This window comes from Anaerovibrio lipolyticus LB2005 (assembly GCF_000621545.1).
GTDB lineage: Bacteria > Bacillota > Negativicutes > Selenomonadales > Selenomonadaceae > Anaerovibrio > Anaerovibrio lipolyticus_A.
The window spans coordinates 144,330-157,457 of record NZ_JHYA01000005.1; the positions used below are offsets into that span (position 1 = coordinate 144,330).

Sequence of the window (13,128 nt, forward strand, 5' to 3'; positions counted from 1 at the left end):
GAGTATATTGTGCTGTGATAGGGATATGGAGTATGTTGAGTTAAAGACCAATTCATTCCTGGAGAAACGGCCTCCGCATTAAACGGAAAAGCTTCAGATTTTGATTAACGGGAGATTTTTTTATGAGACTTAATTTAAAAATTATTATGCTGTTGGCACTAACGATGGTGCTGTCAGTGGTATCGGGCTTTACACCGACAGCAGCTGCTTCTGCTGTGGACAGTGGTAAAATTCTGTTTGTGCCTTTGGATAACCGTCCAATAACGGATAAGGAAACCCGTCAGGTGGCAGAAAAGCTGGGGTATGATGTGGTGGTTCCACCGGATACTTTATTGGGAACCAGAGAGCAGCCGGGCAACCCGGATGGCCTTTGGCAGTGGCTGAATAAAAATGCCCCTGGAGCAAGGGCTGTTGTGGTATCAACTGATGCCATGATTTATGGCAGTCTTGTGGCTTCCAGAAATCACGAATTAACTCAGGATACCATAAATGAACGGGTGGAGCGTTTCCGTTCTTTCCACGAAAAACATCCGGGCTTGCCAATATACGGATTTGGTACTATTTTGCGTACCCTGTTGTCTGCCACCCATTCCGGCAATGGAATGGAGCCGGCTATTTATCAGCAAAATGCTGTAATGCTTCGTGATTACAGCGCCCTTCGTGATAAGGTGGAAATGGGGCAGGCTACCAAAAAGGAAAAAAAGGAGCTGGAAAAGCTCACAAAGGATATTTTGCCTGCAGCCATGGAGGACTGGAACCATCGCCACGGACTAAATTACAATGCCAATAAGGCACTTATAGATTTGACTGGCCAAAATGTTTTCACTTTTCTGTTTTTAGGCGGTGATGATTCCGCTCTTTATTCCCAGACCCATTATGAAACCCGTCATTTACGGGAGCATGGAAAAAATATTGGCAAGACCAAGCTACAAATAACCTCAGGGTCAGACGAGCTGGGGATGGTTATGATGTGCCGTGCTATTTGTGATGATAAGAGGGATATTCCATTTATTTATACCACCTATAACATAGGTAAGGGCCGCAATACCATCCCTAAATATTGCAATGAAGAAATTGGAATTGATGTGGACAATACTATTGTGGCTGCCGGCGGTATGCAGGTGCCTTCCCCGGAGCGGGCTGAGCTGGTAATGGCCGTAAATACCAATCCTGATGGCAATACTCCAGATGCCAACGGCCCAGGCAATACTATTAAGCCACGGAAGGGGACCATGCACTTCGTTAATCTGGTAAAGGATATGGTAAATAAGGGGTATCCTGTGGCAGTGGCTGATATTGCTTATGGAAATGGTGCGGATAATGCATTAATGAACGCACTGCACAAGGAAGATTTACAGTTCAAGCTGCGGGCCTATGGCGGCTGGAATACGGCTACCAATACCACTGGATTCCTCATTGGTACAGGTCTTCTGACCAAATGGATGGATAAACAGGCACGGGATGAGCTGATGCTGACCCGCTATCTTGATGAGTGGTGCTATCAGGCCAACGTCCGCCAAAAGCTGGGGGCTGCTGTGTGGATACATCCAGGATACAGCCAGAGTACAGGTAATTTGGACGGCGCCCGTGATTTTGCTTCCCAGCAGGGAACTGAATGGATGAAGGAATTTGCTCAGCAAAATGTTAATTTGCCGGCAAATTTATCCCTCAAAAATCTGCGCATAACAAATCCATGGAACCGCTTGTTTGAGTGTGATATTGATTTTTAAAAGCTAAGATTAAATACGTTAAGGTTAATAATAATTTAGGGGCATTTTTCGACTAATGCCCCTATTTTAATGTCAAAAAATATGCTAAAATATACGGTGGTTTAATTATGAATTATTGTTTTTAGGGGGATAAAGATGCTTACACCAGTAGATATACATAATCAGGAATTTAAACGCAGCTTCCGTGGCTACGATATAGATGAAATTGATGATTTTCTCGATCAGGTAGTTAACGACTATGAGAAGCTGTTCCGTGAAAACAGCCAGCTGAAAAAGGAAATCGAGCTGAATGAAAAGGCTCTTACCCAGTATCATCAGCTGGAAAAGAACCTTCAGGATACTCTTTTGGTGGCTCAGCGCACTGCTGATGAGGTTACCAATACTGCCAATACCCGTTCCGAGGAAATCCGGGCAGCGGCAAAGCAGGCCAGTGATAACATTATTCGTGCTGCTGAAATTGAGGCGAAGCGTCGTCTGGAGGATGCAGCCCAGAAGGTGCGTGAGGCCGTTACAGAATACGAGCGTATCGTAAGCGAAAAGCGTCAGTTTATTGCAAAAATGCGCAATACCTTGAAGACCGAGCTGTCACTTCTCGAGGATGCGGAGCAGCAGTTCCCAGATAAGCAGGAGTCTGATGTATTGAAGGAAGTAAACATCGAGATTGGCACAAAGCCAGAGGATGTTCAGGAGTTGGAAGCAGCTGACGAGGTTGCTTCAGAGGAAAATGAGTAAGAAGTTTTTGGAGGCAAGGTTGGTACCTGTAGGACTAGGATTAATTGTTTTTATTATAGATCAGCTGGTTAAGAGCTACGTTACTGCTTACATGGAATTAGGACAGTCTATTCCGGTTATTAAGGACTATTTTTACATCACTTATGTCCTTAATCCGGGAGCAGCCTTTGGTATGTTTGCCAACCAGCGAATGATGTTTATTATAGTGGCAGTAGTTCTCTGTGCTGTGGTTTTCTATTTCCGCAAGCAGCTGGCCAGGGAATCCATGATGATGAAATATGGTGTCAGCCTGTTGGCAGGTGGCGCCGTGGGAAATCTTTATGACAGATTGCAAAGCGGCTTAGTGGTAGACTTTTTCGATTTTAGGGTGTGGCCTGTGTTCAACATAGCAGACATTGCAATATGTGTGGGGGCTGCCCTTATAGTTATGGATATTTTCTCCAGGAGGAACGAGAATGACACTGACCTTCAAGGCTGATACCGATAATGAACGCCTGGATGTGTTTCTCACCAAAATGCAGCCGAATTTTTCCCGTTCCCATATTCAGAAGCTGGCGGCAGATGGCTGTGCTGCTGTAAACGGCAAAGTCAGAAAGGGGAATTATCGCCTGCATTTGGATGATGAGGTGGAGCTGTCAGTTCCTGAGGCAGAAGCAGTTGAGATTCTGCCAGAGGATATCCCTTTGGATATTCTTTATGAGGATAATGATATTATTGTAATCAACAAGGCACGGGGCATGGTGGTTCATCCTGCTGCGGGGATAAATTCTGGGACCCTAGTAAATGCCCTTATGTATCATTGCAAGGATCTTTCGGGAATAAATGGGGAAATCCGTCCGGGGATTGTACATCGTCTGGATAAGGATACCTCTGGTGTTATGGTGGCTGCCAAAAATGATAAGGCCCATATAAGCCTGGCAGAGCAGATTCAGGAGAAGACTGCCCATCGTGTGTATAATGCCATTGTTTGGGGAAATATCAAGGAGGAAGCGGGGATTATCCGCGGAGATATTGGCCGTCATCCCACTGACCGCAAAAAGATGGCTATTGTACAGGAAAACGGCAAGCCTGCCACCACTCATTTTAAAGTGCTGGAGCGTTTTGGGGACTGTACCTTTATCGAATGTCGTCTGGAAACAGGGCGAACCCATCAGATAAGGGTTCACATGACTCATATTGGTCATCCTGTAGTGGGAGATCCTAAATATGGTGCCACCAGACATGGCAAGGTGAAAGGTAATTTTTCAATTCAGGGGCAGGCCCTTCATTCCATTAGCCTGGAGCTGACCCACCCTACCACTGGTGAACGTATGACCTTTACTTCCCCATTGCCTGAGGACATGGAGAAGATATTAAAAAAGTTGCGTAATCATTAAGATATTAAATAAATAATGAGGGGATGAATAGGATGACAACTTTTATTGATAAGACAGTTCTTCTGGATGAGCAGGCCATGCATCGTGCCTTAGTTCGCATAGCCCATGAAATTCTTGAAAAAAATAAGGGCGTAGATGATATTGTGTTGGTTGGTATTCGTTCCCGTGGTGTGCCCTTGGCTGAACGGGTAGCAGATGCCATTAAGAATATTGAGGGCAAGCGTCCGCCTGTAGGCGTATTGGATATTACCCTTTATCGGGATGATTTGTCTATTCTGTCCTATCAGCCTATTGTTAGGCCGACCACCATGCCGGTGGATATCGACAACAAAATTATTGTATTGGTGGATGATGTGTTGTACACTGGCCGCACCATTCGTTCTGCCCTGAATGCCATAATTGATATGGGGCGTCCAAAGTCAATTCAGCTGGCCGTTCTTATTGATCGTGGCCATCGTGAGCTGCCTATAAGAGCAGATTATGTAGGCAAAAATGTTCCAACATCTTCAAAGGAATCTGTGAACGTAAAGGTAGCGGAAATAGACGACACCGATCAGGTGGTACTCCGTCAGGAAAAGGAATAAAATAGTAGATTTAGCCGTCCGAATGGTATATGTGTTCAGAATTTTGGATACATATCCATGGACGGCTTTTTAATTGGATAAAATAAAGGATTTTTGATACCGGATGTAGAAAATCGATAAGTGGGATTTTCATGTTATTTTCATTTTGATTTGATTAGATAATTCAGAGTGTTTTACTCGGAATTGAAATGAATTCTTAAAAGGGATTCATATATGTAAATGGAGGAAAAAAGATGAAAGAAATTAATGAGCAGAGACTTACCGGTGAGAGAGCATTGTTCATGGGTAAGGATTTGGAGATAAAGAACTGTATTTTCGCTGATGGAGAGTCACCATTAAAGGAGAGCCGGAACATTCATATTGAAAAATCCAGCTTTCAATGGAAGTACCCTCTGTGGTATAGTAAGGACGTTACTGTAAAAAATAGTGCTGTATTTGAAATGGGCCGGGCCGGTATATGGTATACTGACAATGTTTCCTTTGAGGATGTGCTCTTTGAGGCTCCAAAGGGCTTTAGACGCTGTGATGGCATTAAGCTAAATCATGTGAATTTCTTAAATGCTGACGAAACCCTGTGGCATTGCAATAATATTGAAATGAATAATGTTTCTGCCAAGGGCAACTATTTTGCCATGGACAGCAAAAACATAAAGATTGATGGCTTTAATCTGGCGGGGAATTATTCCTTTGATGGCTGTGAAAATGTTGAGGTACACAATGCCAAGATGATTTCCAAGGATGCCTTTTGGAATTGCCGAAATGTAACCGTGTATGACAGTTATATTTGCGGTGAGTATATTGGCTGGAATTCTGAGAATGTAACCTTTGTTAATTGCACTATAGAAAGTAATCAGGGGTTATGCTATATGAAGAATGTTACCCTGAAAAATTGCCGGTTACTTAATACGGATTTGGCCTTTGAATACGTTTCTGATATTGATGCAGAGATTACCACCAAGGTGGTCAGCATCAAGAATCCAATTTCCGGTCGAATTAAGGCTGTAGGTGTGGAGGAGCTTATCTTTGATGATCCTGCCATTGACAAGAATGCCACTGAACTGGTTTTTACAGATAATAAATAATATACCAAGGAATGTTTGAATGAATATCATAAGTGTAATCCATAATGAAAAAGAACTGCATTGGCGGCAAATGCTAAAGTGCGTATGGAGCCTAAGTATTCCAGCAATGCTGGCTCAAACAACATATATTGTTATGGAATACATAGATGCTGCCATGGTGGGAAGTCTTGGGGCAGCAGCCTCTGCCTCCATAGGCTTGGTGGCACCTGTATTGTGGTTTTTATATGGTATAGGAATGGCAGCTGTTCAGGGCTTTTCCGTTCAGGTGGCCCAGTTTATTGGAGCCAAGAAGCTACTTTATTCCCGTGACACCTTTAGACAGGGGCTGATATGTGTCACGGCTTTTGCTGTGCTTATATCCGTAATAGGTGTATATATAAGTCCGTATCTGCCAGGATGGCTGGGTGCTACTCCTGAAATTTATGTGGGGGCATACGATTACTTTAAGGTGTATATGTTTGGTATGCCAATTGTAATGCTGCGTATTTTGTCTACTGCTATGCTGCAAAGCTCCGGAAGCATGAAATCAGCCAGCTTCTTTAACAGCATAATGTGTGTGCTGGACATAGGCTTTAATGCCCTGTTTATTTTTTCCTCCGGTTATGTTGCCATATTGGGGATAGATGTGTGGTGGCCCGGCTTTGGCCTTGGTGTTAAGGGGGCTGCTTTAGGTACAGTTACCGCTGAGGGAGTAACAGCTTGTATTTTGTTATATCTGGCAATGCTCAGGAGAAAATATACCCGTCAGAAGGATGGTATGAAATGGAAGCTTACCCGGGAGTGTTTGGGGGATGCTTTGAAAATTAGCTGTCCTATAGCTCTTGAACAGGGAGTCCTTACGGGAGCTATGATTGCCATGATGATTATTGTGGCTCCTTTGGGCACTGTGGCCATTGCTGCCAACTCCTTTGCCATAACGGCGGAGTCCTTTTGCTATATGCCTGGCTACGGTATAGCAATTGCAGCAACCACATTGGTGGGGCAAAGTATAGGTGCCCGAAAAAAGGATTTCGCAAAGGGCTTTGCCTGGTTTTCCTTGGGAACTGGCATGTTTACCATGGGGGCCTTGGCTGTTATTATGTACGTATTGGCTCCGGAGGTATTTGCTTTTTTGACACCTGTTAAAAATGTTCAGGACTTGGGGACTGAGGTATTGCGTATCCAGCTGTTGGCTGAGCCACTTTTTGCTGTATCTATAGTGGGAGCAGGTGCCTTGCGTGGAGTAAGGGATACCCTGTTTTCCAGTGTTATGAATCTGGTAAGCGTATGGGGTGTTCGCATCCCTATCGCATTATATTTGGTTGGTATTTACGGACTGCATGGCGCATGGACCGCTATGTGTCTTGAAATATGTTTTAGAGGGTTACTTTTCCTGGTTAGAATCTATAAACAAAAATGGGAAAATAGGGGGTCAATGGAGTGAAGTACGATTTTGACAAGGTAATTAATCGGCGTAACACTAATTCTCTAAAGTGGGATGTGGGGGAAAATGAGCTGCCAATGTGGGTGGCAGATATGGATTTTCCTGTGGCAGCTCCAATTATGGAGGCAATTCAGGAAAAGCTGCAGGTGGGTGCCTTGGGATATTCCATAATTCCAGAGGCTTGGAATGAGGCCTATATTACATGGTGGAGAGAGCGCCATAATTTCCGGATTCAATCAGAATGGCTGGTATTTACAACAGGGGTATTGCCTGCAATTTCGTCGGCGGTGAGAAAGCTCACCAGTCCAGCGGAAAAGGTGCTGATTCAGACACCTGTTTATAATAACTTCTTTAACTCTATTGTGAATAATGGGCGCTTTGTGGTAGAAAGTCCTCTTAAATACAACGGAAAAAACTATTCCATGGACTTTGAACGACTGGAGGAGGATTTATCTGATCCCCAGGTCAGCCTGATGATTCTTTGTAATCCTCAAAATCCTTCAGGCCATTTGTGGAGCAGCTATGAACTGTTTAAGGTAGGAGAGCTTTGTGCCAAATATAACGTCACAGTAATCGCAGACGAAATTCATTGTGATCTCACGGATCCGGGAAAGGAATACATACCATTCGCCTCCGTATCCGATACCTGTCGGGATATCAGTGTAACCTGCATGGCTCCAACCAAGACCTTTAATATTGCAGGTGTAAACTCAGCGGCGGTTATGGTACCAAATGATCACTTGCGTCATAAGATGTGGCGGCGCCTGAATACTGACGAGGTGGCTGAACCTAATATTATAGCCGTTGAGGCCACTATAGCTGCCTTTAATCATGGGGCGGAATGGCTTGATCAGCTTCGGGAATATATCTATGAAAACAAGAAGGTATGTCAGGAGTATATGGAGAAGAATATTCCTGATGTATATATGGTTCCTTCGGATGCTACTTACCTTTTATGGCTTGATTGCTCCAGTTTTTGTGAAGATTCTGTGGAGCTGATGGAGTTCATACGTAAGGAGAGCGGTTTGTATTTGTCCGAGGGGGCAGAATATGGTGCTGCGGGCAGACAATTTTTGCGGATGAATATTGCCTGTCCTAGGTCAGTATTGATGGATGGTTTGGAAAGACTGAAAAATAGCATAAAGTCATATATAAAATCCAAATTTGGTGAATAATTTATTGCGGAGGGGATTTTATGGACTCACAGGATAACAATAAACTTGTTATTGAGGCGACACTGGAAAATTTAAGTAAAGTTAATGATTTTGTGGAGGAATTTTTAAAGGAAAAGGAGTGCTCCCCTAAGGTCAGAATGCAGCTGGAGGTTGTGGTGGAGGAGATTTTCACCAATATAGCCAACTATGCCTATGGTGATGATGCTGGAAAGGTTACCATTGAGGGCTGTCTTGAAGACGATGCTGCTAAATTCAGATTGAGATTTATGGATCATGGAGTACCTTACAATCCGCTGAAGCAGCCGGATCCTGATATAACGGCAGGGGCTAACGAAAGACCCGTTGGCGGGTTGGGAATATTTTTGGTAAAAAATAATGTTGACGATATATCATATCAGCATGAGGATGGGCAAAATATTCTTACAATTGTTAAAGTAATTTAACAGTAGTACAACAATGTAGACAGGAATAGTGCTGGTATAGTCGAAAGGAGAAAATAGTTTTATGGAAATCAAAAAGGAATTAACTGGCAATAAATTAAAAATTTCACTGGAGGGCCGTCTGGATGCCGTGTCCGCTGGAGATTTGGACAAGGTTATTCAAAGCGATCTTAATGGTGTTGAGGAATTGATTTTTGATTTTGCCGATCTTGATTTTGTGGCATCAGCAGGCCTTCGTGTATTATTGGTGGCCCAGAAACGTATGAACAAGCAGGGTACCATGAAAATTTTCCATGTTAACGAAGATGTAATGGATGTTTTGGAGATGACAGGATTTTCAAATTTCCTGGATATTGTAGACTAACTTATCAAGTATATTATGTGTGTGTTTAAAGCTACCGTTTGAGATGCGGTGTTTTATGAAAAACACTAAAGGTGATTTTATATGAATGAGAAGATATACTCTTTATGGTTCTTAAAAAAGGGCAGTATACGAAATAGGGTATTTCGTCTTATACTTTTGGGCAGTATGACAATATTGGTGGTTATGGGGCTTTTGGTGGTTTATGGGCTCTATACCATGAACAGTGTTTTTATGACTCAAAGTGATCAGCTTAGTGGTACTTCCGCAGGCTATATAGAAGACGTAACCAGTCAGCAAATAACCGGGCGGCTCACGGATGTGGCCAAAACCCGCGCCCTTGCCATTGAAACAGAGATTTGGGGTATAACTAATGATACAGATTATTTGGCCTATGGCGTTGAAAATGTAATTAAACATCCTGAATATTATGCAAGACGCACCCTGCCTGATCCAAGATTTCAGAAGATAAGGCCAGGGGAGGTCTATATCCATCAAGGTGGCAGCTTGCAGGCCTCAGGTGTTTCTCCGTCATTACAGCAGGAAATAGGCATAATGTCCAATGTGGCTTCCTATATTGAGCCAATGGCCAGACAATATAATCAATTTGAGTCTTCCATATTTGTAGGCTCTAAAAACGGATATATCATTGCATCGGATAATGCACCGGGCAAGGAATATATCAATATGACGGAGGAATTTCTGAATACCTACGAGCCTACGGAACGTGGCTGGTATAAGAATACACAAGCACGTGGCTCCATAACTTTTAATGACATATATGTGGGGGCTGACGGCTATCCCAGCTTCACCTGCTCAGCACCCTACGAGGACAATGATGGCTTTGCAGGGGTAGTGGCCATTGCCTGCTCAGTAAAATCTATTTCTGATATTATTGATAGTTCCCTTATGGGTAAGTCTGGTATCAGCTTTGTGTTAAGTGACAAGGGAAAGATAATGCTTTCCACCAATCATGAGGGGCTCATGAATGATGTTGATGGCAAGGATTTGCGCAAGGACAGCAATGAGAGTCTGGCTGATGCGGTGGGAAAAATGATAGCCGGAGAAAGTGGCTGGCAGATTGTGGAGCTGGAGGGACAGGAATATTTTCTTGCCTATGCTCCTATGCAAAAGATAAAGTGGAGCTTTGGTACCATTATAGCCATAAACGAGGTTATGACCCCTGTGCAGACTGCCCGTCAGCATATTGTTGACCAGGTGGGTGGATTTAAGGATCTGATGACTGACCAGGTGGTGAAGTTTGTGCTGGTGGCTATAATCAGTATATGGTCTGCACTGGTGCTACTGTTTAATTTGACCTCTTGGCTCACTGACAAATTCGTTGCTCCAATTAAGGAGCTTACTGGTGGAGTAAGGGAAATTGCCTCTGGTAATCTGGAAAAGAAGATTTCCATACCTACCGGTGATGAGCTGGAAACCTTGGCAAATGCCTTCAATAACATGACAGATAAGCTGCAAAATTATATGTCACATCTTACCAAGGTTACCATGGAAAAGGAGCATATTGCCACTGAGCTGGCAGTAGCCACCAATATCCAGGAGAGCATGCTGCCCCATATATTCCCATTTGCACCTGAGCGTAAGGAATTTGATATTTATGCTACCATGCAGGCGGCCAAGGAGGTGGGGGGAGACTTCTACGATTTCTATCTGGTGGATGATGAGCATTTGCTGGTTACCATTGCAGATGTTTCCGGCAAGGGAGTTCCCGCAGCTTTGTTTATGGTTATTGCCAAGACAATGCTGAAAAACTCTGTTCTTTCCATGGACAGTGTAAAGAGCTTGGCTGATGTGATGGCCAGAACCAACGATCAGCTTTGCCAGAACAATGATGCCATGATGTTCGTAACTGCATTCATGGGCATATTGAACCTTACTACTGGACAGTTTAACTACATTAATGCTGGCCATAATCCACCGGCATTATATAAAGCTAGTGAAAAAAGATTTGATTACCTGCCTTTAGAGCGGAATTTCGTTATGGGTGGTATGGACCATATCAAGTATAAGGGACAGGAGCTGACTCTCCAGAAGGGAGACCGGCTGGTGCTGTATACTGATGGTGTTACGGAAGCCCTTAATGATTCCAAGGAGCTTTTCGGTGAAGAAAGATTACTGGATACGCTTAATAAAACAAAAGCAAGCGAAAATAGTGCCCAGAATCTACTTTTGGAATTGGAGCAGGTACTCAACGATTATGTTGGCGATGCGGAACAGTCTGATGATATTACTATGCTGGCTCTTGTCTATAACGGACCGGAAAAAGCATAAATTCATAGGGGGATGGGGCTATTATGGCAGAAAAAATGTTATTTCCTAGTCTACCCACGGAATACAAGACTTCTTTAGCTGAGTTGTACAATCAGCAGGAAAATGTTTTGGCGCACAATATTGAATATCTACGGGAGCTGTCGGCTGAGGAAAAGGGACTTTTCAGCACAAAAGGAGGGGCAGCTCCTATAGGCTCTGTACTGCAAATAATCTATAAAATTAGCGGTCAGCTGTTGCCTTTACATTTCAATGTGGCAGTGGATAGGGCTTTTGCACAGGAAGAAATATTGAGGACCAACTATGTCCTGGTTAATGGCATGATGATGGCGGTGGTCAAGAGAAAGCGTAATCCTCCTCTTGAAATCGTTTATCACAACCTGAAGAATTTGAGCGATGATGAGCTGGATGTGGAGCTGCAAAGACATATTGCGGCTGATAAACGTCTTGGCTTTGATCTGACCAATGGACAGCTGGTGCGCTTTTCCGTTTTTAACACAGGAGAAGATGAATATGCCGTAATCGTTACCACTGTGGAGGCAGTGGCCCTTAAGTTGGATTTTCACAGGATTTTTAGGGCAGCATTAAAGCTGCCTCAGCCAGAGGATATATCCAAAATTGTGGATGCCGTGGTGGGAGGCAATGGAGTAATGACTTCACCGGTAAAAAACTACTGGGAAAAGATGCTCAGTGATTTACCGCCCATGCCTAAAATTCCCCATTTGAATCCGCAGCCAGCAAAGGGGAAGTACAGTGAGGAAGCGTATTTGGTCTATGTTCCTCGTGATATATTGTCAGATTTGCGAAGTAAAGCAGAGTCAAATAAATTATTGTTGATGTCCATGCTGCAGACAGCCTGGGGCTTATTGCTGCAACAAAGCAATTCCGTCAACAATGTGAGCTATTGTCTTTTGGTGCCTCAAAAGAAGAAAAGCATTCCAGGGGCACAAAGTCTGGTACCCTTTTTGCTTAAAGCAGAGGATAATCCTACTGTAAAGACAATGGTAAATAATGCATTTAAGCAGTTTGTAGTTTCCCAGCCCTATGCTTCCTTGGGACGGGAGGATATTATTAATCTGCTGGGCAAGCATAGTGAGCCCTTTGATCATTTTCTGAATTTCTATGATTTTCTGGCGGAGCCTAAGCCATATTCCAAGGTGAAGGGAACCGGGGATGGTACCATTGTCAGCCAGAAGCACTGGGATGTGCGGGATGTTATTTTGGATGTTTCCTTCCGCAATGAAGGGAATCAGGTGATAATTTCCGTTGATTACAATGGAGAGGCTTATCTGCAAAATGATATCGCTATTTTGCTAAAGCACTATCTGCTGGTATTGCAGCAGATGCTGACGGATTGGAATGAGCCCGTTGAATACTTCATGGAACGGCTGAAGACGCGCTGGGAAGCTAAATTTCAGGAGCTGGATGAATCTCAGGAGGACTCCCGGTCCATTATACAGGATGCCCTGTCCAGAATTGCCCTATTCCAGGAATGCGAACAGGGAATTATTCAGCTGTTTATTCTTGGGGCAAAGCTATATACCAAATTTGAGGGGGACCGCATATCTGAGCATGAGGTTGAAAACCAGCTGGTATTTGTATTGTCAGGAAAAGTGGCCCGTAGTATAGAATGTGGTGATGGCTGGTATAATACTTTGGATATACTAAAGGAAAACAGCTGGATAAATGAAAACGTAATGCTGCCAAAGCATAAGGTGAAGATTTCAGCAGAGGTTATTACTGAGCAGGCTACAATTCTGGTTGTGCCTTTGGTGAATTTGATGTCTACCCTTAAGAAGTCCCCGCTTTTGGCCAAGAATATTATTTATCATGTTATGAGACAGCTGGAAAAGTATCAAAGATTGTGGATACAATCATAAATAATCATGTATAGGGAAAGCTGCCAATAACAGATATGGGATGAGTAATTACAAAA

General features: G+C 43.5%; 12 protein-coding genes. All 12 read left to right on the forward strand.

The window, feature by feature from the left end; translation table 11 throughout:
• Positions 1 to 122 precede the first annotated feature (122 nt).
• Entirely contained in the window at positions 123 to 1,730 is a 1,608-nt protein-coding gene (locus T355_RS0106205; protein ID WP_051555421.1) for a DUF4127 family protein, read from the forward strand.
• 135 nt (positions 1,731 to 1,865) lie between these two features.
• Positions 1,866 to 2,462 (forward strand): DivIVA domain-containing protein, encoded by a 597-nt coding sequence (locus tag T355_RS13770; RefSeq protein ID WP_037329927.1) that lies wholly within the window; start codon positions 1,866 to 1,868, stop codon positions 2,460 to 2,462.
• A complete protein-coding gene (lspA, locus tag T355_RS0106215; RefSeq protein WP_037329928.1) occupies positions 2,455 to 2,940 on the forward strand; it encodes a signal peptidase II in 486 nt (161 codons plus the stop codon). Before T355_RS13770 ends, lspA begins: the two co-directional genes overlap by 8 nt.
• Positions 2,918 to 3,838, forward strand: a complete 921-nt coding sequence (locus T355_RS0106220; protein WP_027397005.1) for an RluA family pseudouridine synthase — start codon at positions 2,918 to 2,920, stop codon at positions 3,836 to 3,838. Before lspA ends, T355_RS0106220 begins: the two co-directional genes overlap by 23 nt.
• Positions 3,839 to 3,870: 32 nt before the next feature.
• Positions 3,871 to 4,422, forward strand: a complete 552-nt coding sequence (pyrR, locus tag T355_RS0106225) for a bifunctional pyr operon transcriptional regulator/uracil phosphoribosyltransferase PyrR (protein WP_027397006.1) — start codon at positions 3,871 to 3,873, stop codon at positions 4,420 to 4,422.
• A gap of 233 nt (positions 4,423 to 4,655) precedes the next feature.
• On the forward strand, positions 4,656 to 5,504 hold the full coding sequence (locus T355_RS0106230) for a DUF3737 family protein (protein ID WP_027397007.1): 849 nt from the start codon (positions 4,656 to 4,658) through the stop codon (positions 5,502 to 5,504).
• A 19-nt stretch (positions 5,505 to 5,523) separates the two neighbouring features.
• Positions 5,524 to 6,927: an MATE family efflux transporter gene (locus T355_RS0106235; protein ID WP_051555422.1), complete on the forward strand. Its 1,404-nt coding sequence runs from the start codon at positions 5,524 to 5,526 to the stop codon at positions 6,925 to 6,927.
• Positions 6,924 to 8,102 carry a MalY/PatB family protein gene (locus T355_RS0106240; RefSeq protein WP_027397009.1) on the forward strand — a complete coding sequence of 393 codons (1,179 nt, stop codon included), beginning with the start codon at positions 6,924 to 6,926 and terminating at the stop codon, positions 8,100 to 8,102. The genes T355_RS0106235 and T355_RS0106240 overlap by 4 nt, the downstream gene beginning before the upstream one ends.
• 20 nt (positions 8,103 to 8,122) lie before the next feature.
• Complete coding sequence (locus tag T355_RS0106245; RefSeq protein ID WP_027397010.1) at positions 8,123 to 8,545, forward strand: ATP-binding protein; 423 nt, start codon at positions 8,123 to 8,125, stop codon at positions 8,543 to 8,545.
• 61 nt (positions 8,546 to 8,606) lie between these two features.
• Positions 8,607 to 8,906, forward strand: coding sequence for an STAS domain-containing protein (locus tag T355_RS0106250; protein WP_027397011.1), 300 nt, complete (start codon positions 8,607 to 8,609; stop codon positions 8,904 to 8,906).
• A gap of 81 nt (positions 8,907 to 8,987) precedes the next feature.
• Entirely contained in the window at positions 8,988 to 11,195 is a 2,208-nt protein-coding gene (locus T355_RS14705) for a SpoIIE family protein phosphatase (protein WP_051555423.1), read from the forward strand.
• Between the two features lie 23 nt (positions 11,196 to 11,218).
• Positions 11,219 to 13,072 carry a condensation domain-containing protein gene (locus tag T355_RS0106260; RefSeq protein ID WP_027397012.1) on the forward strand — a complete coding sequence of 618 codons (1,854 nt, stop codon included), beginning with the start codon at positions 11,219 to 11,221 and terminating at the stop codon, positions 13,070 to 13,072.
• Positions 13,073 to 13,128 lie beyond the last annotated feature (56 nt).